This is a genomic window from Sphingobacterium multivorum (genome assembly GCF_039511225.1).
Taxonomy (GTDB): Bacteria; Bacteroidota; Bacteroidia; order Sphingobacteriales; family Sphingobacteriaceae; genus Sphingobacterium.
This window is the reverse complement of the sequence record NZ_CP154261.1, coordinates 2634930-2658881: the sequence shown is the minus strand read 5'-3', so window position 1 is coordinate 2658881 and position 23952 is coordinate 2634930. Positions and strand designations below refer to the sequence as shown.

The window sequence follows — 23952 nt, the reverse complement described above, 5'->3', positions numbered from 1 at the left end:
TTTACACCTAAATATAAACTGCTTTTCAGTCCATAAAAAACGAATTAAATAGAATTTATGACGTTTTGCATAGAGAAAAATCCAATAGGATTACCTTTTTTTGTAACATTATTTAGAATTATTAAAAATAAAAATAGTGTTTAAAAGCAGTTCACCTATTCGAACAAGCACCCTGATCGCCCTTTGCGCCTGCCAGATCTACACTGTGCAAGCACAGGAAAAATGGAAAATCTCCGGTGTATTGAAAAACGAATCCAATAAAGGCGTCGCCAATGCGACCGTCTATCTTTATCCAGATAAATATGCTTTTAAAACAGATACTGCAGGGAGATTTCAATTCACCCAGCTCTATGCGGGGCGCTACGAATTACAGGTACAGGCCATGGGTTATCAACAGTACCGTCAAGTTATCGATTTGGAAGACAAAAATCAGCAGCTGAACATTGTTTTAAAAGCTGAAGAACGGCAGATGGATGTAGTTGATGTGCAGGGTAAAGTGCAGGCTGTAGACAATCTCGTCAAGGCCGAAAATGCAGCGATGCCCGTTAAAGTTATTACCAAGCGTGAGATTGAACTTATGGGCAGCCGTCGGCTAGATGAGGTACTCAAGGAACAGACAGGTATCGCCATTGTGAACGATATTGCCGGTGGATCCAGAGCTGTCGGTGTGCAGATCCAGGGATTCAGCAGCAACTACGTGATGGTCCTGGTAGACGGGCAGCCTATTCTGGGGCGCAACAGTGGCAACTTTGACCTGTCCCGTATTTCGGTGACCAATATTGAGCGTATCGAGATCATCAAGGGAGCTTCCTCCTGCTTATACGGCAGTGACGCATTAGGTGGTGCGATCAATATCATTACACGCCATGGTGCTATCACACCACAGGCGCAGGCATCGTTTCTTTACGGCAGTCTCAATACCGTCGATGCCACTTTGGAAGCTGAGACACCTTTTGCTAATCAGCGTGGCAGCGCAGTGTTTTCGGGCAATTACTACCGCACGGATGGTTTTAATACCGACAAGCAGTATCTGGACTCCAAGAGTACCACTTTCCCACCCTATACGAACTATAGTTTCCAGGGGCGAGTACGTTATCGTACAAGCAAAAATGGCACCTTGGGCGTGACAGGGCGTTATGCAGCCCGAGAGTCCGAAATGATCAATGCCTGGTCTGAGTCGGCTACACTACAGGATAAACAAAAAGATCAGGACATCAATCTTTCGGCAAGTTACGACCGTAATTTTACGTCTGGATTGCGTAGTATGACGCGTTACTATTTCTCGCGTTTCCACTCCCAGATAGCCGCGCAATGGTTGCAGCAAGGTATCGTTGCAAGCGCCGAGCAGTTTGGTCAGAATGTTCACCGCATTGAACAGCAATTTGCGTATAGCCCTGCACAACAGGTTAAACTTACCGGCGGTATAGGCGGTAGCCTTGAACGGATGGACAACCAAGATCTGGATGCCAAACGCTCTTTGAACAGCGCATTCGCCTATTTGCAGACCGAATGGAAACCTGTAGACCGTTTATTAACGACGCTGGGCTTACGCTATGATCAGACGAATGTCTACAATGGTCATCTCAGCCCGAGTTTAGGCCTGCAATATCATCTCAGTCCTACACTTTTGATCAAAGGTGGTGTTGGTGCAGGATTCAAAGCCCCCGACTATAAAATGCGCTATCAGGTCTTCTTCAATCCAGCAGCCAACTATCTTGTCGTCGGTTCAGAGCGCGTAGCCGATGTGATTGCAGCCATGGATCAAGCCGGAGAACTCAGTTATAAAAACAGCTATATGCTCAATTTGGTGGCGGGCAACCTCAAAGCCGAAACCAGCATTTCAAACAATATTGGATTGACCTGGAACCCGTTCAAGAGATTTCAGGCCGATTTCTCGGTCTTCTACCATCGGATCAACAATCAGATCAACACGGTTAGTGTAGGTAACGGTACCAAAGTCGCACAGATCTATAGCTACCGCAACCTGCCCAAAGCGATGAATAAGGGGTTTGAAGTTTCATTGACCTATCAGGCGACCAAAGATCTGCAATTGTCGATGGGCTATCAATACCTCATTGCCAAAGACCTGAGTGTTTTGGATAGTATTGCCAAGGGAAGTTACCCCTATAACCAAATCAACGATCCCGCTACAGGCGAATATCGTCAGAGTAAAAAATCGGATTATTGGGGTATTGAGGACCGTTCGAGACACATGTTCAATGCAAAAGCCCAATATGAGTATAAACCCTGGGGCGTCAACATAAACGCGCGGGTTAATTTCAGAAGTGCCACACCTTTTCAGGAATACAATGGCAACCAGTTTATCGACAAATACGACATCTTTATCCCCTATCACACACTGGTGAATATGACTGTGGAAAAGAGTCTGATGAACAGGAGATTGACCCTCCGCCTGATCGGTGACAACTTATTCAATTTTACCAGCCGTTATCTACTCGGGCAGCCTGGACGGGTTATTATGGGTGGTGTCAGCTACCGTTGGATAAAAGAATAATAAGCACTAATGAACAAGAATTTAGCACACCAAGTACAAGATAAAAGATGAGAACGATTCGCATGATTATAGGAGAATGTAGCATCTGGCTTTCCTTTCACAAGATTGGCCGTTGTATTTTTTCAGCACTATTGCTATTGACAGTCGTATCCTGCGGGAAAGACAAAGATTATACTATCGGATTGGAAGATGGCAAAAGTACTCTGATCAGAGATCTTGCTGGCGATACCGATGCAGCCATGGGCGAAGGTACTGAAGGAAAAGAGCAAAGACCATTTTTTATATTTCTTTTTCGTTTTAAAGACCAAAAGCAAATCTGGGTTAAGACCAAAGCCGATTCTGCGCAGTGGCTTAAAACAAAAGATTGGGATATTGCCTTTACAGGTCCTTACAATTCGGAGATCTATGTGAACAATTCCCAGCATGAATACAATCCGGGTTATGGCGGCCAGGCAAATAATACCGCTGTGGTTTTACTGCGACAAGCCTATCAGAGTGTCACTGTAGCCCCTTCGGATGAAGAGTTTAATAAAAGTGAAGTAAACAAAATTGGCTGGGCAGCAACCGATGGTTCTGATGGATGGTTTCGCTATAGCTTAAGCACCCATATTATGCAGGCGCTTCCCAATCGTACCTATGCGATTCGCTTACCCGATGGCAAATATGCCAAGTTGCAACTGATCAATGCCTATAAGGGAAATCCAGCGGCGGTAACCAACCTCAATTGGCCTGCCCCGTATTATACATTTAAATATTATGTACAGCAGGATGGCAGCAAAGATTTAAATACAAACACATTATAATAAGGAAAATTACACAATTAAATTAAAGATGAATAGATTATTTACAACAGCAGCACTACTATGTGCATTGAGTTTAGGTTTTACTTCTTGTAGCAAGGATGATGATAAGGTGGAGCAAGTCGAGCCAGAATACCAAGCTAAGGTTATGGTCAAAGACGGTGAAACTGTTGATTTAACAAAAGTTTCCAAAACCATCAATACACAAGGAACAATCAAGCGTACAGGCAATACCTATTCACTTCGTAACTTCAAACAATTTACAATCGGTGAAGATGGAAAAGCGACAACAACTGCATCAGCAGATTATTATTTTGATTTCAAAGAGAATGATGCAACCAGCGATGCTGACAAAATGTTAAGTCTATCTGGGACAGCAGCTGTAACTTTAAAAACGAATGCCGAAAAGGGCTATACATTATCCTATATTGATAAAAATTTTGATCAAGTCCAAGCTTCCGACCAATTAATCTCTATTGAGAATAACGCCAGTGAAATCTATAAAATGATTATCCCTCCTGCAACGGAAAGGATTAGAACTGAATCAGGTTGGTGCAATTATAGTATGATCAATCATATAGTAACTGTAGTAGAAAATAGAACACTTGTAATATCAAAAGATAAAAAACCATTATTTAAAGTACGCATGAACAGCATCTATTCAGATGGAAAACCAAATGCAAGTGAAAAAGCAAGCAATATGGTTTTCTACTCCATCGATTACCAAGAATTTAAATAGTATCAATAAAGCAGCTGGTTTAAGATCCAGCTGCTTCGTTAACCAAAAATCAAAAACCGAAAAAAATATATTAAATACCAATTTTCATATACACTTTATCAGCAAAAGATTTTATCTTTACTATTATTTAGAATAAATTTAAATAAAAATAACATACTAATATCCCTACTGCATGTATAGAAAAGGGACAAGTTATCAACTAACAAAAAAAACAAGTTACAATGACAATAAAGAAACGCAGTAAACTATTAAAATTCATACCGGTATTGGCATTTTTAATTGTGTTGGGGTCTTGCAGCAAAAGCGAGCCCACAGCAGTAGAGCCTGAACCAGATCCAGTTGCACCAGAAGCTATGTTCAATCGCTTGATTACGGTTAAGAATTTTGGCGAAGATTTACCCGCGGGTAGTGCACCAACCACAGCGCAATCACCAATATATTATAGTTTGGAACAGAACAAAGCTGTGACGCCGGATTATAAACTAACCGCACGGTGGGATATCTCTTGCTCAGAAATATACCGCAGTTTTATCAATTGCAACAACACAGCAAACGGATTTGGTAAGGGTGGTCCAGGGAAAGGTGGTATCTTAATTGTCAAGAAAAAATTTGAAGATGTAATCGATATCCCCTCAGATGTCGAATTCCGAAAAGGTGAAAAAGCCTATGGCACAGATGACTCAGGAGCGTTTGGTGAAGGCCTAGGTTGGTATTTATATGATTTTGATGGCGTAATCAAAGGTGGTGGAGCGGAAAACAAAAAACACGTTTGCTATCCCATCGAAAGCAATACATTGATCGTCCGTACAGCCCAGGGGAACTACGCCAAGATCAAGATACAAAGTATCTACAAAGACCTCTTGAATCCAAAAGACTGGTTTAAAGATTCACCAACACCATTCTTTACATTCCAATATGTACTTGCCAAAGCTGGTAGTACCAAATTTGTGATTGCTAACTAAATACGATAAGCTACGCATTCTGATTTAGACACTAAACTAACATGAAAAGAATATACAGCATTTTAAGCTTCCTTTTTTTAGGATTGCTGCTAACCCGCTGCACCAAAACGGAAGAATTAGCCTTACTTCCTGCAGATAAGGTACTCGAATACAAGGTCACCAACCTCCCCAATGATGATGTCATTTACGGTGCCATTGACAATGAGGCCAATACAATTACGGTATATCTCCCTTATTATTATGGCTTGCTCGTCATCGATCCGACTATTAAAGTTGCTAACGGAGCCAGTTTAACAGAAGAAATTTTGCCCGTTAAAACAGATGAAAAAAGACAGACGTATACCGTAAAGTCCGCTACAGGTACCACAAGAACCTATAGCTTAAAGATTGAGCTACAAAGTACGCCATCTTTTGAAGCGACTTTTGCATCGACATCTTCCATTTCACTTACAAAAGGGCCTGGAGGTGCATTTCCAGCGATAAATGGGACTTTCATGCATACCAATCCCGCATTGGTCAGTATCGCATTGATTAATCAAGAGACCAAAGAACGCTATAAGATGGCTACGCCCAATAGCTTGAAAGTATCAGGAAATGTTGGTTATCAATTAAGTTATACGGGAACTGAACGAGAAAACCGTATTCCGTCCGATATTAAAGCAGGCACCTATGATGTAGAGGTAACCAACATCAACCATATAATTACATTAGCCAATCCGCTCAAAATTACATATCGTCAACCTGACGTAATTGTTAGCTTATTGGGTCTAAATCTCGCAAAAAATAAAGATTGGACCATAAAAGCTGGCCTAGATAAGGTTATTCTAGATCCTACGGCCGTTATCATGACACTCAATGGAAAAGATTATCCATTGACTATTAAATCTAATAACCGTACCGAAATAACAGTTTCATTACCAGCGACTCTGCCAATCGGAACCTTTGATAATTTGCAGATCAAATTCCAATTTAAAGACTGGGCCGATGTTGTAAAGACACAGTTGTCTCCAAGTACAATAACGGAATCCTAAACAAGCATCCACAGTATGCCATGGTGGCATCAAAATTAAATAAATTAAAACAAGAGGAGATCTCAACATGAACTCAAACATCAAAACTATCTTAAAATCAGCGATGGCCGTGACTGTGCTATCGGCAGCAGTATGGGCAGCAGCCCCAACAGCAGGATCAGCAACAGCTCCTTTGGCTTTAAACCAGGCCAAAGCAAATAGTAACTACACTGTTGTAGGTCAATGGTGGAGTCCAGCCGCTGCAGCAACTTGGCCTGCGGTATATGTAGACCTTGCTACAGGTGCACAAAGCCTGAGTAGCTCCGGTCAAGTTGCATTCTTTAGCCATGTAAATGGTTCTATCAAGGCTAATGGATCTTATTCGATCAGAACGGTAACAAAAGACATCGCTTCCGTTACAGCATCAGATTGGGCAACAGCGACTCCGGTATCATCACAGGGCAGTGGCGAATGGTATGAATATGATTTAGATAGCCATGCAAACCAAGCAATCCAACCTTTGACCGTATTGGTCGGAAATTCTTCCGGAGCTTCATATGCGGTTAAGTTAATTAACTTTACAAATGTTGGCCAACAAGTAGTGGCAGGTCAATTACAAGTAAAAGCAGATACCAATATCGAAGTTAAGGCATTATAGTCTTTCCTATTTAATGAATGAAAGATTCCGCAACCTGGTGGATGGGTTGCGGATCTTTTTAGCCTAATCAACATCCGCATAACGATTTTTTTAACCAAAAAAATTATGCAACACTCATTTTTGAAAAAACAAATACATATCCTTCAATTCCTGGCTATTTTTGTGCTAGCACTAGCATGCTCGTCCTGTAAAACCGAATATCCTAGCCTACCCTTCAATGACATCGAATCCTTTAACATTCAGGACGCTGATGGTAAAACCTTATCAGCCAGCATTGTGGATGACCGGATTATCTTATATTGGCCACCCTTAGTGGAGCAACCCGAAAGCATTACACCTACGATTAAAGTTTCCGAATTAGCGACTATTACCCCGGCATCAGGTACACCGATAAAACTCCAATCCGAAAAACCCATCACCTATACTGTTCGCGCACAGGACGGATCCAGCAAAAATTACACATTGACCTTCCAATACAATCAGCCCATCGTGCAAGCTACATTCAATAGTTTATCGTCTGGTCAATACTACATCACTGATCCGAATACGTTTACTTTTATCGGAGAAAACATTATCCCTAGCGAGACACAAACTAAAGGCTATTTAATAGATAAAGACGGAACAGAAACATTACTTTTGTTTAGCAAAAATATAGTACCGACTAATTTTGCTGTTACTTTTACGGCTCCAGATGACTTCAAAGCAGGTACTGGCTATAAGATCAAATTGGTTTCAGGCCGTTATTCCATTGTAAGCGATTCATTTGAAGCTGTCTTACCTAGCGTCCTCAATGTATTAATAAAGAACAATCTGTTATATAGCGTTAAAAAAGGAGAGAACTTTGTGGCTCCTTTGCAGAGTAAAGTCCTTTATGAGCGTTATTTTAAAACCGATTTTGACCATTTCATCGCAGTGGATAACCTGAATAAAGAATATAGTATAAACAATGTGATGTTTGATGTCAACGCAATGACAGTTACCATCCCTATACCTTCAAATGTAATGGGTAGTGGAATCAACAAGCTAAAAATGGTGGACAAGTCAGGAAAAGTATTATTGGAGGATACGTATTATATCACCTTAAACTAATACGCCTCATCAATTCGTTTTAATCGTGTTTGTCACTAATCAAACAAAGCATTTTATCATGATCGCATTAGCAGCTATCATTGTATACAGCTGCGGCAAAGATAAGGCTACGCCAGAAGATCCGACGATTGTCCCTCAACCTGAAGAAACCTTACGCCAACAATATAGTAAATCGGTAACGCAATGGCCAGCTGCCACTTGGTACAACAATAGCAAGGTACGTGAACTAGCCGCTTTACCCGAAAACCCATCGAAAGATAAGGCCGAGCTTATCGCACTTGGCAAAGCCTTATTTTTCGACCCCCGCACCGGTAATGGCATGAAGACTTGCGCTTCATGTCATCATCCGGACACCTACTGGATCGACCAAAAAACAACGGCAGATGGTATCGCACTGCATCACCGCAATACACCTTCCCTAGAAAATGTCTGGTACCTGGAAGGCAAGCTCTTTCACGATGGCCGCGCAAAAACCTATCGAGAGCAGATCGCCGAAGCCATCAACTCCCCTATTGAAATGGGCGGCAATACGACTGCCTTACCCGCTAAACTGCAAGTTATACCAGGCTATCTTCGTTTATATGAGGCGGCTTACTCAAGCCAGACGATGAGTGTCGAAGGACTGCTGGATGCCATAGCAGCGTATTCAAAGTCGATCAGTAGCGGTGAAACCGCCTTTGACCGTTTTATCAAAGGAGATTACCCGGCATTAAGCGATGCACAGCTTGAGGGCCTCCATCTGTTTCGAACCAAAGGAAAATGTATCAACTGCCATAATGGAGCATTCTTTACCGATCTCGATTTTCATAACCTGGGTTATGCTGTTACTAGCAAAGGTGCCTTGGATAAGGGTCGCTTTGAAGCGACAGGCCTGGAAACAGACAGAGGTAAATTTCGCACACCGGGTCTGCGCAATGTGGTCCATACGGCCCCCTACCTACACAATGGTAGTATTGCAAACTTAAGTGAACTGATCAACCTGCTGAGTCAGGGCATGCCCCAAAAGCTGGGGCAACAAATCAACGGCACCTTATCGTCGCATATCCAAAACGTCCGATTGAGCAGCAAAGAGCAGGAAAATATAGTTGCTTTTTTGTGGAGCTTATCCAGCGAACCGAAGTACACCGAGCGGCCAGTATTACCCTAAAATAAAAAATCCCAAAGGGGATACCTTTGGGACATTTTGAGTACTCCACAGTAGTGGAGGCATCAAAAATTAAATAAATTGGCACAAAATTAGGCTTTTATATTAAATAAAAAAGTAAAAAAGTATTAAATTTCAGATAATTATCCATTTTGCAGCGAATCAACTACACATAAGGAACAAAATCCGCATCATACAATGCGTCGAATCCGCCAAATAGTTGGTCTATTTGTTACAATAACTGCTATAACCGCTTGCCAGCGTGGCAATAGAGCAACGACGCTGCCTGATGAACTCATTAGTCCAAAAACAGGAACAAAAAAAGAATTGACGCTCGACTCAATCTACCTGTATGCCAAACAGCTCTACCGCTGGCAGGAAGCTCTCCCTTCGTATACCAGTTTTGATCCGCGGGCACAGTATGCCCAAATAGAACCCGAGCAAACGGCCTACGAGCGTGAACTTTTTGCCCTCAGCCAATACGCCTTGCGTATAACGGAAAAGCCTTATGAGTGGTCGACCATCCCCAATAAACCCAAATATTCATATTTGGAGCGTCGCCGGACTGAAAAGAAGAGTAGCGGTCACCTAGCAAGTACCACCACCCCCTATCGGTATGCGACTCATCTGTCCTACTGGTCTGTGGGAAACAAACGGATTGCTTATATTTATATCCCCTCTTTTCCCCAACTCCAGACAGTGAAGGCCGAACTCGATCAACTTACGGTCGAACTCGCACAGCAGCAAGTTACTCATTTAATACTCGATCTACGACATAACGGTGGCGGGTATGTGGAGACCGCAGAATATTTGGCCAACCTCATTAGTCCACCCAAACTAGATAAAAAAGTTATGTTCAGCGAGCAATTTCACCCGAATGTACAGCAAGGAAGAGCAAAACTACTCCTTAACCAACCCTATCTTGATGCAAATGGCAAAGTGGTCCAATACAAAGGACGCCCTGCCACCCTTGCCGATGTGGACTATAGTGAAAAGGCCAATACGCATTACTTTATCAAAAAGGGCAATTTTAATTCTTTGCAGCAGCTGTCATGCATTGTATCAGAACGCACGGCTTCGGCTAGTGAATTACTGATCAGCTGCTTCAAACCTTATATTCCGATACGCCTTATTGGTCAGCAGACTTTCGGCAAACCCGTAGGCTTCTTTTCCATACGCATAGGGGCCTTCGATATTTATCTGGCCTCATTTCTCATTCGGAATGCTGATGGCTGGTCTGATTATTTTGATGGCATACCCGTCGACCTGGCCCTAGCTCCGGTCGAAACCTTCCGCCATCCCGGAGATCCCAAGGAAGCCTGGCTTGCAGCAGCATTAAAAGATCTTGTAGGAGACCTACGGATCAAAGCAATTTCATCCGCATCTTATTTTCCACCGCCAGCAGACGAAAATTTGCTACTGAAAACAAATTTTAGGCTAAAGTGAGAAACTGATTGAAGCTGGATTCTGTCATACTCCTATGTAAATTAAAACCATTTTTCATAGATGATAAAGCAGAAAACAGCATACATTTGTGGAAATAAATACGAATCTTTGTATAGAATCGTTATAAATAAAAACAAGAACATGTTAAGTCAACATATCAAAGAGCAAACGCACGCAGCTCACCAAAACGTAGAAGGAACGATCGTGCGCCAATTGAAAAATATTCGTTCTAAAGCAGATTACGCAGAAGTATTAAAAGGTTTTTATGCTTATTTCCGTGCTGTGGAAGACAGCATCGCTCCTTTCGTAACCGCCGAAGTATTGCCTGATTTGGCTGAACGCCGCAACTCATCCTACATCAAAAGTGATATCGAAGCTTTGGGAGGTACAGTAGATAACCTTCCGGAAGCCACGGCTCCAACGGTAGCCAACGTACAGGAAGCACTTGCATCATTGTATGTCCTAGAAGGATCCATCATGGGAGGCCCATATATCGTACAGATGCTCAATAAGTATGGTGTTACTACCGGCACTTCTTTTTTTGAAGGTTATGGCGAAAATAGCCGTGACATGTGGGCCGGTTTTACAGCGGTATTGAACAAGTATTCAGAAGATCCGGCAACTTACGATCGTGCAGTAGAGATTGCAAACCAAACTTTTTATAACTTTGGCGAAGTATTCACCCCTATTACCAGCGCAAACTAAAACAAGAGCAATCGTGTTTAATTCCTTAAATGGAGCAAAAAGACAACAAATCAAAATGGCTTAAGCGTGCCGGAATTGGAGCATTTCTCTTCTTTCTGGCCAAAGGACTCGTATGGCTCGCTGTATTCTTTTTCGCGGCAAAGTCCTGCAGCATATCTATTTAACACAACGTATGAAGCATTCATCTAACGTACTTTTTTGAGCGTCAGATGAATGCCTCTATTCAATTAGACCTTTTCAAATCCAATCCTCTTTTTTAGTGCAGGCTAGCCTGTGTTTATTACCTCGAACGCTCAGGTCTTCGGGTGGTGTTCGTATTGTGTTCGAACCACCTTCGGAGATGGACAATCTGGCGACCATTCGTGACCTGATTCCGACCAGATAATTCCTGTACAGGGTCTGGTCGGAATCAGGTCAGCATCTGTACAATATCTGTATCGCATCCGAATAAGGTACGAAGCAGGTACGAACCTGCTCGATACCGCCGCCCTTCTTACCTTGTACTTTTGTAATCACTGCCCGATACAGTTCCACACCCTTATGGCTGATAACCTGGCAAGCAATTTCTTCCCTACTGATAATATATAACCTCTTCCATTAGCAGAATTCATTTTTGATTGTACAAATTTTATTATAAAACAAGCAGAAATCTCCCTATAATTGCATTCGGGAATATTTCATTTCATAGTGAAATTCCTAAACAGACATGACCATAAATTGTAAAATGTTACGCTATCACCAACATGTCCTATCAATAATTATATGAAATAACGATACCATGAAAAGGAATATCTTTTTTATTTTAATAGGCTTTGCATTAATGGCTAACCTAGCGATCTGCCAAGAAAAAGACGTCGATTTTAGCAAAGCCTATATTGCCCAAAACGACGGCAAGACAACTGTTGAAATCAATGAGGCACAGGAACTCATCTATATTATCTTTGCAATAACTGACTTTGGCAAAGAAAATCCAAACATGACCAAGCAGAACACAGCCTATTTTGAAGAGGTCAAAGCGCATTTTACTCCATTTTCCAATCTGCCTATCGTAAAGAAATTTGATCAGCAGCTGCGAGAGAATCTAACCAACTATTTCCTCTTAGCGGCCAATGTATATGGCTTTAAGTTCAAAAACGATCAATTAGTCCCTACCAACATCTATATTTTTCCGGCAAGAGGAGTTGGAAATTATCAGGTCAAATCAAATCCCATCCCCGGTTACAAAAACGACCTGGAAGAATTTGCCAGACAGAGTGGATACCGGGCATTCTACAAAGCGCATCAAGCCTATTACGACAGCCTTCGTACAGCATATCAGGAGTATGCTTCCATTGCCGAGCAGAAAGAATGGTTAGAACATAAATTCGATTATACAATCAATAGCTACCGTGTATTGACCTCCCCACTGATTGCAGGAATGAATGCGACCCACACCTTCAAGTACAAAGGTTTCAAAGAAATTCTGCTTTTTTTACCAACCCTCCGCGAAGATGAATCCTGGAGCCCCAAATTCAAAAAAGCATTCAATACACGCATCATTTTCACAGAAATAGACCACAACTACGTAGGCCCATTGAGCGAAAAAAACAAAAAACAGATTGATACAATATTCAATAACAGGGAAGTATGGGTAGATGCCACGAACAAAAGTACGGTCCATTATCCAACTCCGGTAAAAGTGTTCGACGAATATTTAACATGGGGACTTTTCATTTTATATTGTTACGACAAGTTTGGGGAAGATCACGATCTTTTTGGGCAGATTGTCGAAAACGTCAATGACATGATGGTCAACAAAAAAGGATTTCCCAAAGCCGATGAATTTAACGCCGAATTGTTTCGTCTTTATAAGGACAATAACCCCAAAGATATTCAGCGCTTATATAAGCCACTATTAGACTGGTGCGCGAAAGAAAATTAACGCTATCCCGATAAAATTTAGTAAATTAAAGCTGAGAAAGGAAATAAGCCGCCAGAAATGTGAATGTATACGACCATGAGGAATTAGCATAGCATAAGGGGATGATCGTCGAAATATATTTAAACACAATACGTAAGGGAAAACAATGATGAATATTAGAATTATCGGTTCTGGCAGTTATATTCCACCCCACAAAATAACCAATGCGGACTTTGCCGACCATCTTTTTTTGGACGAAAATGGGCTACCGTTCAAACAGCCCGCTTCTGTGATCGAAAAATTTAAGGCAATCACCGGCATTGAAGAACGCCGCTACGCCAACCCGAACCAAGTGGCCTCAGACCTTGCTTTCCTAGCTGGTCAACTTGCCATTAAAGACGCAGGCATTGATGCCGAAACATTGGACTATATCATTGTTGCACATAATTATGGCGATGTACAATCGGGCAAAATCCAATCGGATACCGTACCGAGCTTAGCAAGCCGGGTAAAGAAAAAATTAGGGATCAGGAATCCAAAATGCGTGGCTTATGACCTGCTTTTTGGTTGCCCCGGTTGGAACGAAGGTATATTGCATGCCAACGCTTTCATAAAATCAGGTATGGCGAAGCGCTGTATGGTCATTGGCGCCGAGACGCTTTCCCGCGTTATAGATCCTTTTGACAGAGATTCGATGATCTATGCGGATGGTGCTGGAGCCGTCATTGTAGAAGCAACTGCAACCGGGCAAGGTCTGCTATCGTTTGAAAGCGCAACTTACGCGCTTGAGGAAGCTGAATATCTCAACTTCGGAAGCTCGTATCAACAAGAGCAGGATCCTCATATCCGGTATATCAAAATGAAAGGACGCAAAATATATGAGTTTGCCCTCAGCAAAGTTCCCTTAGCCATGCAAGCTTGCCTCCAAAAAGCGCAGATCGATATCACAGCAGTCAAAAAAATACTGATCCACCAAGCCAACGAGAAAATGGATGAAGCCATTCTCACAAGATTCTACGCACTATACAATACTGTACCACCACCCGATATTATGCCAATGACGATTCATACCTTAGGAAATAGTAGCGTCGCCACTATTCCTACCCTCTATGATCTTATTTCGCACGGTCAGTTAGACAATCAATCCCTGCAGGAAGGCGACATTATTCTATTTGCGTCTGTTGGTGCCGGCATGAACATCAATGCTTTTGTCTATCGCGTATAGCTTTGCCGGGGCGATATATCCTGCTCGTATATCGCAAGTTTTAAGCGTGGTAAGAATTTATTTTATATAAAAAAAAATAAAACACTGTATATATCAATAATTTATACTTAAATTTGGATTATAATCGGCTCCGCCTTTGCTTATCTGAAATCGTCAAGTTATACTTTCCGCTCAGTTTTCGCATTTTCAGAAGCTTTTTTTGTAGCAAAACGGAGGTAAAGACCTTTTTGGACTTGAGTTAATCCAAGATCATTAAAATCAAATCCTATTTTTCTTGCAAAAAATCGATTAACTATTGTTCATATTCACTTATCACAATAGTGCAGTACAGATTACTTTAATATAATATATAAAACAATGCAAGAAGGAACTATTAAATTCTTTAACCAAACAAAAGGATTTGGTTTTATCACACCAGCTGCTGGTGGAGACGATATTTTCGTACACGTATCTGGTTTAATCAACGAAGTACGCGAAAATGACAGTGTAACATTTGACGTAGAAAACGGCAAAAAAGGCGTTAACGCAGTTAACGTACGTATCGCATAATTAAGTAAACACACAAGAAGATCGTCACGAATCTTCTTGCGAAGTGTAACGGGTAACCGTTACACTTTTTTATACCCCTTCCATGCGGGGCCAGCGCCCCAAAGAGAAGAATTTAGTTTCACCCTGCCGCTCGTCCAGATTTTTACAATCCGGCCAACATCACTTCTTCCTGGCGCAGAAAATATGGACTGCTATCTCTGAATTTTCCTCGCTTCCTAGAATACTTCCTGATGATACCCGAGACAACATCATCGGTTAGCTCGTGCCCCTCCAATGTAGGAAAACCCTCCCAACGTACAATACCGTCGGGATCCACCAAAATACAATGGGGAATTCCCTGCACTTCGAGCTGTTTTTTCAATCTAGCTTTCGTATCGATCGCCGAAAAATAGTCTATTTTAATTTCTCTCGCCTTTTTAATGACTTCTGCCTTTTCATCCGAAAGACCAATGATCACAAGCTTATCACCGTATTTCTTATGCCATTCATTGAGCTCAGGAATTACTTTCCGACACGGCCCACACCAAGTTGCCCAAAAATCAATGAGGATAAATTTACCTTTTGTATCCGGCACATCAGTCAGCCATTGCTCGACCTCAAGTTTTGGCGCCTGTTGATTCAAAATTGATTTCGCCCACAATTTCTTATTGTTGTTGCTTTCTTGCGTGTGACCGATTATATGGATCATGCAAAGCGCAAATAGTAAAAAAGCTTTTGGGATAAATTTTACATTCATAAAACAGCTTGTTTAGTTCCCCTAATTTATGGATTTTTTTCCACAATCATTTGATCCCTTCACCCCACACAGCAATTTTCCAAAGAGACCTTTGCTGCTTTTCTTAAGCAAAACAACAGCTATACTTTTAATCGATATAAAAACTACAAAAGACTGCATATAAGCAGATAACATATTTATATAAGCCGAAAAAAATATGATTAATTTGCTGTACGGCTCATATTTTTTCTACTAAAACGCTACCGATACCACTATAAAATAATAGCGCGCCATCGAAATTTTCGGCTTAAAACACCTTCCTAATCCAAGCTAACAAAAGCTAAATTAAGGCACTCGCCCTATAAAAACAACGAATTGATCCTGCCTCTTTATCTTATTCGTCAAGATCATGCACAAGTTGACCGCATACCAAACTCCATTTTCTAGAATCACGACACTCGGCAAAGCTTATTGAGCAACTAAACAGGCAACTGACAAACTGGCGTAAGGCCAAAAATTATTAATCATAAAATAGTATAAATAAGCTATTTAAGAAACGTACTATAAACAAATACCACACACTATTCTCTTTATAAAACATCCATTTTACGCATCGGATATCATCCGTCAGGAGTTCGTCATGCGATGGCAGGATAAACTCTTGCCTGGAAGGGTATGGCGGTCGACGATCCCCACCTCGATTTTATTCCTTCCAGGCTTTAATTTATACCGGATCAAGATGCCCTTTTCATACACAAGATCTCCCGGCAAACCATGTTGTCAAGTCTGCATCAGTAAGCCGAATTTTAGATCCTACTATTGACCTTTTAAGATGAATGTCCTTTATAACCAGATGGCGAATAACCACTGATGTTCTTAAAGAATGTAGAAAATGCCGATAGCGATTCAAATCCTAGATAAAATGCAATCTCCTTTATACTTTTATCTGAAAATTTTAAGAGTTGCTTAGCCTCTTGTATCGTTCGTTGTTGAATTACGCTAGAAGCAGTAATATGGAGATGTTTTCTGCACAGGATATTCAGATAATTACTCGTCACATGTAATCTCTCCGCATACCAACTCACGTGTTTTTGGGCTGCGAAATTTATATTGACAAGATCCCAAAAGGAATCAATAATGACATTTGAATTCCCCAGAAGATTTTCCTTTAAATAATCTCCAGCTTCCTTTTTTATCAAAGACACTAATATATCGATTCTCAAACGGACAATTTCGCTCCACTGGCCATCCGATTCTTGTGCCAAAAGATCGCGTTGAATATTTTTCATTTCATTGAATATCACCTCAAATAAAGATGTACTGAGTTTAAAAACGGGGTGCAAATTATGACGAATGAAATAAATCTCACTAAGACTGGAGAAAGTTTCAAATACTTTCTTTCCTACTACAATTTTCTGGGCCCTTGTCTCCGCGCCGGTAATCCAGTGGTGATGCTGTCCTGGAAATAAGAAATGAAGTTGGTTTCCTTTGATCGGATATTCCGCTGCGTCGATGAAATGCGTGCCGCTTCCTTCAGAAAATAGTACCATCAAAAAATAAGTACATTTTGTTGTCTTATTATAATCCTCTGTCCCGATTATTTCTTTGTAAAATACCCCCTCTTCCGTGAGCGTAATTGGCAGTTTTTCTGTTTTCATTAAAGGTAAAATTAAAGTAAGTCTACGTGTTTACAAGCAGCTGAAACACCGCTATTTTATGTAGTCTTACTAGGACTATTAGCTAGTCTCACTAGGGTTACTTCCGCAATTTAAATACCAATTATAATTTGCCGAAACATTCAATTTATCTGCATAAAATGATACGGTTTGGCCCACCATACAAAACTGACCGTACGAAATCTGTACCTGATCGATAGTTTGGGAGGAAGAACACTTGTGCTATTGCCCTTAATTTGAGGCATAAGATCCCCAGAATTTAGGCATTAAAGCTTTTCTGGGGATTGATTGTTATTAATTTATTTGTATTTACATATGCGTACCGCCATCGATACGGATTTCCGTTCCGGTGATGAAGTTTCCATCTTCAGAAGCTAACATCGCAACAACTCCTGCAACAGAATCCGCCGAACCAAACCCTTCTCCAAGACCTGGCGTCAGTTTAGCGATAAGAGACAGATCCGCATCTTCCGGAAATCCAGGATTATGCACCATACCAGATTCAATACTACCTGGAGCAACGGCAGTAACGCGGAGGCCTTGTTTAGCGTATTCCGAAGCTATCGCATGTGTAAAGGATTGAATTGCACCTTTTGTAGCAGCATACGCGGCCATGTATGGATGGGCAAAGGAGGCTGAAGTTGAACTAAAGTTGACAATGCTCGCACCCGCAGTTCTTAAAAGTGTTGGAATACATTCCCGCGTAATCAAAAATGTTCCGGTGAGATTGATTTTAATAATGTTATTCCAAAAATCTAATGTCATTTCATGCGTGTGGGCAGCGTGTAGTATCCCTGCTGCATTTACCAGCGCATGGAGCCCATCGACTTCGGCAATTGCTGCACCTATTTTGGTGTGAACTGCAGATTCATCTGAAATATCACAGACCACAGTGCTTAGATTTTCGCCATAACCTAAAAGACGCGCTTCTTCCTTAGTCTGCCTCAGGCCCGACTCAACGATATCCACCGCAATTACCCGTGCTCCTTCTTTTAAAAATCGATAAACGGTAGCCCTTCCAATACCGGAACCTGCGCCGGTAATCAATGCTGTCTTACCGATAAATCTAGACAACACCCTGTTGCTTGTACTGCTCATAATACCACAATTAATTACAAATTCGAACACATGTTTCCAACAATGTCCGCTCTTCAAAACTCATGTGAAATTAAGTGAAATTATATTCCGAGAGGTTGCGTCAATTATTGTATCGCTTTACAGAATTATATATTTGCCTGTGTTTTTCTTAAGGTAAAGTACATACAAAAGGCCAAGAAATTATCTTGGCCTGATGCAACATATTATTTGGGGTGTTTTCGTAGCCCTATACAGCAAAAATACTGCCGAAATTACAAAAACATACTCATTAGTCTATTTTTCCTAAAGGCCCTATGCTCCAGAAAAATATAAAACGGCAAAAATCACCTGTTCCCAGGCAGCTGTGTAAGTTAACAACAAGCCGGTCGGTGCCATTTATGACAACAAGTACATTAGCGCCATTTACGGCAACAAGCCAAAATGTTCTTTGAGCGCTGTACGTGCGGCATGATAACCGCACATGCCATGCACCCCACCTCCCGGAGGCGTCGATGATGAACAGAGATAAATGCTGTCTACCGACGTGCGATACGGGTTTAGGGCCAAAATAGGTCTACTGTACAGTTGCGAAACATCCATAATACCGCCATTGATATCACCACCAATGTAATTGGGATTGTACAACTCGAGCTCCGCAGGAGAAAAGGTATGCTTGGCCAGAATGGTTTCTTTAAAACCCGGAGCAAAGCGCTCGATCTGAGTTTCGATCGCTTCGGTATAATCCACCCTACTTCCATTGGGGACATGACAGTAGGCCCATCCCGTATGCTTTCCATCGGGAGCACGACTGGAATCAAATGCACTCTGCTGTGTAAACAGCACAAATGGCTTGTCGACTTGCTTTCCAAGATGACTCAGCCGTTCGCTCTCGGCAATTTCAGCGTAGGTATTGCCCAAGTGCACGGTAGCGGCCTGCTGACAGCGCCGATCTTTAAAGGGCGTCTTTTCTGACAATGCCCAGTCAACTTTAAAGACCCCCATCCCCTGTCGAAAGCCTTCAAGACGCCTGCGGTAGCTGCTAGCCAGATTTATTCCTTTAAGCGCGAGCAACTGCCGGGGTGTGATATCACAGAGTAGGACTTTATGGGACGGCAGATCACGGATATCCTCTACCCAAAAGCCCGTTTGGATCTCCCCGCCCAACGATTGGTAATAACTTAATAAGGCATCGGCAATGGACTGCGAACCACCTACTGGAATTTGCCAGCCATATTTGTTGCCTACCGCAGCGAGCACAATAGCAATGGCGGAGGTTGTCCAATTGCTTAGCGGCTGAATACCATGGGCGGCCATGCCGGCCCATAATGCCTTAGCCTGTGCACTGGCAAAACGCTTTGCCGTCCAACTTGCCGGCTGAAGCGCATCCAGACCAAAGGAAGCTAATCGCAACGGATGCTTTGGTAAGGCCAAGGGCCCCATAATATCGTCCGCTAGTTCGTCCCAATGTGTTGCAACCTTTTCCACCAGCTTGCAATAGCTTTCACCGTCCACTCCCAGGCCCTCGACGGTTTCGGCAAGACTATGGTAAAGAATTCCCGTTTCCCCATTGTCCAGTGGGTGTGCCGCCGCATATGTCGGCTTCACAAACGATAGCCCAAAAACTTCCAAAGGCAACTTCCTGAAAAATGGCGAGGCCATGGCCATGGGATGGATTGCCGAACAAACATCATGTTTGAAGCCCGCAAGTGTAAGTTCCTTGGTCCGCATTCCCCCACCGACCGTATCGGCACCTTCAATCAGCAGGGTGCTGAGCCCCTGTTGCTGAAAGGTAATGGCTGCCGCCAGTCCGTTCGGTCCCGAGCCAATAATAATTGCGTCAAATCTTCGCATGTGTTATCGTGTTACAGTCTATTAGTCGCAGCCCGTATTGGGCTGATCCTTTTTAGAACCTTTTGATGATGTGGAATCCGACTGTGCTTTGCCATTTTCCTTTTTCTTGCCTGCAGATCCACAGGATACTGTAAATGTCGTTAAAACAAACGCTAAAAGTCCAAGATTGATTATTTTTTTCATATGTTATCCATTTAATTTATGATGCTGTTGAAATCCTGTGGTCTTAAATCGTATGTTCATCTAAAAAATATGCGCGATACCGTTGCTTTAACTCCTGCTGTTGTGTGCTATCGAGCTTGATCTTCGGATCGGTCTGCGATACGACCGTCGAAACAACCTTATGCACACCTTTGCCTTTTTCAATAAATAACACCGTTGGTGAAGAAATCCGTTTGATAGAGTCTACGCCCACAGCCGTATAGGGATTGAGGATATCATGAAATTTGGCCAAAATAGCTTCATAGCCGGGGCTACCCGCCTTGGTTGTGATCACCTTACCTTCTTTATCCTTCTCTTTGAGATCCCGGATATCGTGGATATTGAGGTAATAGATGGCCGCCTTTTCCTCCTGGGCAAATTCCAGCAATGGCGTTATGGCATTGCGAAACCATGGACAACTGGGCCATCCAAACAGCACAATGCCGTTTTCCAGCTCCAGCACATCCTGTTCGGTCGCATAAACGATCCGCGGATTGTCGGGAATCTGTACCGGCACTTTATTCGTTTTATTCAGGCTTTCGAGCTCCTGCTTAAAGCGCACTCCTTCTTCCTTTTTAAACGAAACCTGACTATTTTTTACGGCTTCCTGGGTGTCCTGTCTGGATTGGCAGTTCGTCATATTGAGTAACACTGCCACTGCTAACAACATCGTAGCCAATAGTTTTAAATCTTTCATATCATGTATGCATTTAAGTGTAATCCCTCGTGTTAATTCACCGATTGCTTGTAGGTTTTAATATGTTCTCCGATATCCCAGACCTGCGCTTTTGGCAGCGATTCATTGATCAGGCTACTTGCAATGGCCGAACGATAACCCGAAGCGCAGTGCACGACAATAGGTTTATCGACCGGTAGCTCGGCAATATGCTGCTTCAGTTCCGCCAGCGGAATGTTATGCGCCCCCTTGAATACTGGCCCGGCCTTAGCCTCCTCGGCGGTGCGTACGTCGACGATAAAATAGTGATCTTGCGCCCGGTCGAAAGCAGTCTGGTCAAAAGCTGTCGAAGGCTGCCCTGCGAAATCCCCATACAGCACAATCCCTTTTACAAACTGCTCATAGCCAATTTTGGCCAATTTTTCAAGCTGCAGCTGCCCCTGTTCTTTGGTATCCACAACGAGATAAAAACCGTCTTTCGGTTCAATAAAAGTCCCGACCCAAGATTCCGACTTGCTCCGTTCGGGGATATTAATGGCCTCCGGAAAATGCGACGCTCTAAATTTTGAAGCTGAGCGTGTGTCAAGGACAGTGCTTGATCCATGAGGCACCGCAGCTGCCGAAACCAATGAAATACCCGACAACGAAGCCAACAATGGCTTTGCTCCCCGACGATTTAACGCCACATTATAGGGAAAATAGATCGGTATGGGTGGACGGTCTGCTAGTATCTGTTTGACAAACGCTTCTTCGGATTGTTGCTGGAAGGCAAAATTATGCGTTCTTTCTGCACCAATGGTACTTTGCTTCGCGCCTTTTATGGCATTGCCACAGAGCGACCCAGCACCATGGCCCGGATACAGAAGCACCTGATCGCCTAAGTTGGCATAGACATCATGCACGGTATGATAGAGCTGCCGCGCCAATTTTTCGCGTACTGTCGCCTGCTCACCCGAATACTCGCGCAAATCGGGCCTTCCCACCCCGCCAATCAGCACCGCATCCCCCGAAAAGATCGCCACATCGCGACCGTTTTCTTTTAACAGAATAGAGATACTATCAGGTGAATGACCAGCGGTGTTGATGGCATGCAACACAATATGGTCCGAAATCTTCAACCTATCGCCATTATCAAACGTATGATGCGGATACGTTGCACGAACTAGCTTGCTGACATAAATCGGAATTTTTCCTTCTTGGTGGATCTCCAGATGTGAACTCACAAAATCAGCATGCGGATGGGTCTCCACAACGGCGATAATTGTGGCACCCTGTTCCTTTGCATAAGCGTAATAAGGCCTGGGATCACGGGCAGGGTCCACAAGCACAATTTTCTTATCGGCCAAAATCGCATAGGAAAACTGTGCGAGGCCCTCATCTTCGAACTGTTTGATACTGTAGCCCGCCCCCCTGTGATCGGTATTTCCAAAACAGGATATGCCCTGGCCTGCCGAAGCAAGCGTGAAAAGGACAGCTGAACGGTGGATAAATGATCTTCTATTCATAACATGCTATTTTTTAAGGTGATTAATAGGTAAAGAGGGTGTTTTTCATATACCATTCTTTACCGGTGAGATAGGATTCTTTAACCCGGTCGAGCGTAATTTCAAAGTTATTACCACTGGCGTCTAGCCCCTTGAGTCTAATCTGTTCTGGCGTTGGTCGTTCGTAAGCCCATTTCAGAATACCTAAGCTATCGCCCTGTGCTTTTCCATACAGGGCCTTCAGTCCCACATCCAGTTTTTCATCGAGTTTTTTTCGTTGCTCCTTACTAAATTTCTGATTTTTGTCGATCAGGTACAGTGCATGTTCTGCCGAGTCTATTTCATAATACAGGTAGTTCTTTCCTCCCGCCCGGCCTGTAAATTCATACGTTTTGAGCACATCATTCAAGGCCGGAGTGCCATTGCCAAGATCGATGGAATTGGCTTTATTGACCTTATAGACCAAGGTCGAATAGCGTTCAAAAAAGGCTTCATGCCAACGTACCGAATCGGCCGGTGAATAAGGCTGTGGCTTTCCATTGAGCAGAAAACCCGAAACTTCATAATGTCCTGCTGCTTTTGCCAGCCCTGGAAGCACCGGTTCCTTTAAACGTCCTTCATCATAGAATCGCTCATAGCGGTAAAAGCCGTAAACAAATATAAACAGCACCACAATGACTGACTTAAAGCCGAAATACAGGGGTTTATTCCACTGCTTGAGAAACTTGGGCACATAGTAATAGGTGCTCACCGGTTCACGCAAGATAAAGAGCTTCCAGATCGCTGGCAGGTACTGGAGCAATAGAAAAAGGGAAAGCAGAACAAAATACGAACTGTATACGTGTACCGCGCCGTCATAGGCGATATTGGCATGAGCGATGTTAAAGAGCACGCCCGCATTGATAATGGCCCCGATGACAACAGTAGGCCTGAAGAAGAGTAAACTTCCTGCGGCGATCTCCAAAAAGCCTAAGAAAATCTCATACTTATAGGATACACCGACGATCTGCCAGTACAACTTAAAGGGAGCATATTCGCCGATGTCGGTATTCAGATTGGCAAGCGATGGAAATGGCATCTGCATCGGAAAGAACTTGATAAATCCAAAGGCGATAAGTCCCAAAGCAATGCGGTAACGTACCAACACCCGCAACCAATAATAAAGCGCATCGTAGCGTTGCACCTTGCTATTCCGGGCCAATATCGTCCAAATGGAAGCGCCCAGCACAGCTATCACGCCATTGAGCCACCAGGACGTGTACGACGCGAACCCCCATTTGCCACTTTCGCTGTCTATTTCTATCCAACCTGTGCGCGAGCCACCGGCGATCGTTGCCATCCAATCGTATAACGAATCGGGTTTAAATACTTTTTCGTACCAGTCCCCATCCAGGGGTACTACCATCAGGATAAAGAAAATAAAAGTAAATCTAAATCCCACTTTCTCCCAGTATTTCCAGCCCTGCCCCTGCTGGCTGGTTGGAGTGCTTTCCAAATATTGAATCGTTGCCATAAGCTTAGTCTAAATGA

General features: G+C 42.8%; 21 protein-coding genes. 13 read left to right on the top strand and 8 right to left on the bottom strand.

Annotated features, from left to right (window positions below):
- Window positions 1-136: 136 nt before the first annotated feature.
- The 13 genes from AAH582_RS10815 to AAH582_RS10755 all read left to right on the top strand — a co-directional run bounded on the left by AAH582_RS10815 (window position 137) and on the right by AAH582_RS10755 (window position 14742).
- Window positions 137-2515, top strand: a complete 2379-nt coding sequence (locus AAH582_RS10815; protein WP_343322139.1) for a TonB-dependent receptor — start codon at window positions 137-139, stop codon at window positions 2513-2515.
- A gap of 47 nt (window positions 2516-2562) precedes the next feature.
- The gene (locus tag AAH582_RS10810; RefSeq protein ID WP_343322138.1) at window positions 2563-3318 is read left to right on the top strand and encodes an HmuY family protein; all 756 of its coding nucleotides are present in this window, start codon (window positions 2563-2565) and stop codon (window positions 3316-3318) included.
- 28 nt (window positions 3319-3346) lie between these two features.
- Complete coding sequence (locus tag AAH582_RS10805; protein WP_046676070.1) at window positions 3347-4054, top strand: hypothetical protein; 708 nt, start codon at window positions 3347-3349, stop codon at window positions 4052-4054.
- Window positions 4055-4275: 221 nt separating this feature from the next.
- Window positions 4276-5016 carry an HmuY family protein gene (locus AAH582_RS10800; RefSeq protein ID WP_343322137.1) on the top strand — a complete coding sequence of 247 codons (741 nt, stop codon included), beginning with the start codon at window positions 4276-4278 and terminating at the stop codon, window positions 5014-5016.
- A gap of 41 nt (window positions 5017-5057) precedes the next feature.
- Window positions 5058-6047, top strand: coding sequence for a hypothetical protein (locus AAH582_RS10795; RefSeq protein WP_053003961.1), 990 nt, complete (start codon window positions 5058-5060; stop codon window positions 6045-6047).
- Window positions 6048-6114: 67 nt separating this feature from the next.
- On the top strand, window positions 6115-6684 hold the full coding sequence (locus AAH582_RS10790; RefSeq protein ID WP_046676069.1) for a hypothetical protein: 570 nt from the start codon (window positions 6115-6117) through the stop codon (window positions 6682-6684).
- 105 nt (window positions 6685-6789) lie between these two features.
- On the top strand, window positions 6790-7773 hold the full coding sequence (locus AAH582_RS10785; RefSeq protein ID WP_046676068.1) for a hypothetical protein: 984 nt from the start codon (window positions 6790-6792) through the stop codon (window positions 7771-7773).
- A 58-nt stretch (window positions 7774-7831) separates the two neighbouring features.
- Entirely contained in the window at window positions 7832-8920 is a 1089-nt protein-coding gene (locus tag AAH582_RS10780) for a cytochrome-c peroxidase (protein WP_343322136.1), read from the top strand.
- A 195-nt stretch (window positions 8921-9115) separates the two neighbouring features.
- Window positions 9116-10363, top strand: a complete 1248-nt coding sequence (locus AAH582_RS10775) for a S41 family peptidase (protein WP_156167750.1) — start codon at window positions 9116-9118, stop codon at window positions 10361-10363.
- Window positions 10364-10504: 141 nt separating this feature from the next.
- On the top strand, window positions 10505-11068 hold the full coding sequence (locus AAH582_RS10770) for a biliverdin-producing heme oxygenase (RefSeq protein ID WP_046676422.1): 564 nt from the start codon (window positions 10505-10507) through the stop codon (window positions 11066-11068).
- Between the two features lie 778 nt (window positions 11069-11846).
- A complete protein-coding gene (locus tag AAH582_RS10765) occupies window positions 11847-12989 on the top strand; it encodes a DUF4932 domain-containing protein (RefSeq protein ID WP_046676065.1) in 1143 nt (380 codons plus the stop codon).
- A gap of 145 nt (window positions 12990-13134) precedes the next feature.
- Complete coding sequence (locus AAH582_RS10760; protein ID WP_343322135.1) at window positions 13135-14193, top strand: 3-oxoacyl-ACP synthase III family protein; 1059 nt, start codon at window positions 13135-13137, stop codon at window positions 14191-14193.
- A 357-nt stretch (window positions 14194-14550) separates the two neighbouring features.
- Window positions 14551-14742: a cold-shock protein gene (locus tag AAH582_RS10755; protein WP_046676064.1), complete on the top strand. Its 192-nt coding sequence runs from the start codon at window positions 14551-14553 to the stop codon at window positions 14740-14742.
- 142 nt (window positions 14743-14884) lie between these two features.
- Here the strand turns inward: AAH582_RS10755 and AAH582_RS10750 are convergent, their stop codons facing one another.
- The 8 genes from AAH582_RS10750 to AAH582_RS10715 all read right to left on the bottom strand — a co-directional run bounded on the left by AAH582_RS10750 (window position 14885) and on the right by AAH582_RS10715 (window position 23935).
- Window positions 14885-15478, bottom strand: coding sequence for a TlpA family protein disulfide reductase (locus tag AAH582_RS10750; RefSeq protein WP_231585342.1), 594 nt, complete (start codon window positions 15476-15478; stop codon window positions 14885-14887).
- 806 nt (window positions 15479-16284) lie between these two features.
- Entirely contained in the window at window positions 16285-17115 is an 831-nt protein-coding gene (locus tag AAH582_RS10745) for a helix-turn-helix domain-containing protein (protein ID WP_046676063.1), read from the bottom strand.
- 327 nt (window positions 17116-17442) lie between these two features.
- Window positions 17443-18231, bottom strand: coding sequence for an SDR family NAD(P)-dependent oxidoreductase (locus AAH582_RS10740; RefSeq protein WP_343322134.1), 789 nt, complete (start codon window positions 18229-18231; stop codon window positions 17443-17445).
- A gap of 402 nt (window positions 18232-18633) precedes the next feature.
- A complete protein-coding gene (locus AAH582_RS10735; protein ID WP_343322133.1) occupies window positions 18634-20061 on the bottom strand; it encodes a phytoene desaturase family protein in 1428 nt (475 codons plus the stop codon).
- A 21-nt stretch (window positions 20062-20082) separates the two neighbouring features.
- Window positions 20083-20244, bottom strand: a complete 162-nt coding sequence (locus AAH582_RS10730; protein ID WP_156167749.1) for a hypothetical protein — start codon at window positions 20242-20244, stop codon at window positions 20083-20085.
- 43 nt (window positions 20245-20287) lie between these two features.
- A complete protein-coding gene (locus AAH582_RS10725; protein ID WP_343322132.1) occupies window positions 20288-20959 on the bottom strand; it encodes a hypothetical protein in 672 nt (223 codons plus the stop codon).
- Window positions 20960-20991: 32 nt separating this feature from the next.
- Window positions 20992-22443, bottom strand: coding sequence for an MBL fold metallo-hydrolase (locus tag AAH582_RS10720; protein WP_343322131.1), 1452 nt, complete (start codon window positions 22441-22443; stop codon window positions 20992-20994).
- A 22-nt stretch (window positions 22444-22465) separates the two neighbouring features.
- Window positions 22466-23935, bottom strand: coding sequence for a hypothetical protein (locus AAH582_RS10715; protein ID WP_343322130.1), 1470 nt, complete (start codon window positions 23933-23935; stop codon window positions 22466-22468).
- Window positions 23936-23952: the final 17 nt, after the last annotated feature.

Bases quoted from the DNA above. Each gene is read 5' to 3' on its own strand.
- AAH582_RS10770 (WP_046676422.1), top strand. From the start codon at position 10,505: ATGTTAAGTCAACATATCAAAGAGCAAACGCACGCAGCTCACCAAAAC.
- AAH582_RS10790 (WP_046676069.1), top strand. From the start codon at position 6,115: ATGAACTCAAACATCAAAACTATCTTAAAATCAGCGATGGCCGTGACT.
- AAH582_RS10805 (WP_046676070.1), top strand. From the start codon at position 3,347: ATGAATAGATTATTTACAACAGCAGCACTACTATGTGCATTGAGTTTA.
- AAH582_RS10740 (WP_343322134.1), bottom strand. From the start codon at position 18,231: ATGAGCAGTACAAGCAACAGGGTGTTGTCTAGATTTATCGGTAAGACA.
- AAH582_RS10720 (WP_343322131.1), bottom strand. From the start codon at position 22,443: ATGAATAGAAGATCATTTATCCACCGTTCAGCTGTCCTTTTCACGCTT.
- AAH582_RS10785 (WP_046676068.1), top strand. From the start codon at position 6,790: ATGCAACACTCATTTTTGAAAAAACAAATACATATCCTTCAATTCCTG.
- AAH582_RS10795 (WP_053003961.1), top strand. From the start codon at position 5,058: ATGAAAAGAATATACAGCATTTTAAGCTTCCTTTTTTTAGGATTGCTG.
- AAH582_RS10750 (WP_231585342.1), bottom strand. From the start codon at position 15,478: ATGAATGTAAAATTTATCCCAAAAGCTTTTTTACTATTTGCGCTTTGC.
- AAH582_RS10755 (WP_046676064.1), top strand. From the start codon at position 14,551: ATGCAAGAAGGAACTATTAAATTCTTTAACCAAACAAAAGGATTTGGT.
- AAH582_RS10780 (WP_343322136.1), top strand. From the start codon at position 7,832: ATGATCGCATTAGCAGCTATCATTGTATACAGCTGCGGCAAAGATAAG.
- AAH582_RS10775 (WP_156167750.1), top strand. From the start codon at position 9,116: ATGCGTCGAATCCGCCAAATAGTTGGTCTATTTGTTACAATAACTGCT.
- AAH582_RS10765 (WP_046676065.1), top strand. From the start codon at position 11,847: ATGAAAAGGAATATCTTTTTTATTTTAATAGGCTTTGCATTAATGGCT.
- AAH582_RS10725 (WP_343322132.1), bottom strand. From the start codon at position 20,959: ATGAAAGATTTAAAACTATTGGCTACGATGTTGTTAGCAGTGGCAGTG.
- AAH582_RS10745 (WP_046676063.1), bottom strand. From the start codon at position 17,115: ATGAAAACAGAAAAACTGCCAATTACGCTCACGGAAGAGGGGGTATTT.
- AAH582_RS10730 (WP_156167749.1), bottom strand. From the start codon at position 20,244: ATGAAAAAAATAATCAATCTTGGACTTTTAGCGTTTGTTTTAACGACA.
- AAH582_RS10800 (WP_343322137.1), top strand. From the start codon at position 4,276: ATGACAATAAAGAAACGCAGTAAACTATTAAAATTCATACCGGTATTG.
- AAH582_RS10735 (WP_343322133.1), bottom strand. From the start codon at position 20,061: ATGCGAAGATTTGACGCAATTATTATTGGCTCGGGACCGAACGGACTG.
- AAH582_RS10715 (WP_343322130.1), bottom strand. From the start codon at position 23,935: ATGGCAACGATTCAATATTTGGAAAGCACTCCAACCAGCCAGCAGGGG.
- AAH582_RS10810 (WP_343322138.1), top strand. From the start codon at position 2,563: ATGAGAACGATTCGCATGATTATAGGAGAATGTAGCATCTGGCTTTCC.
- AAH582_RS10760 (WP_343322135.1), top strand. From the start codon at position 13,135: ATGATGAATATTAGAATTATCGGTTCTGGCAGTTATATTCCACCCCAC.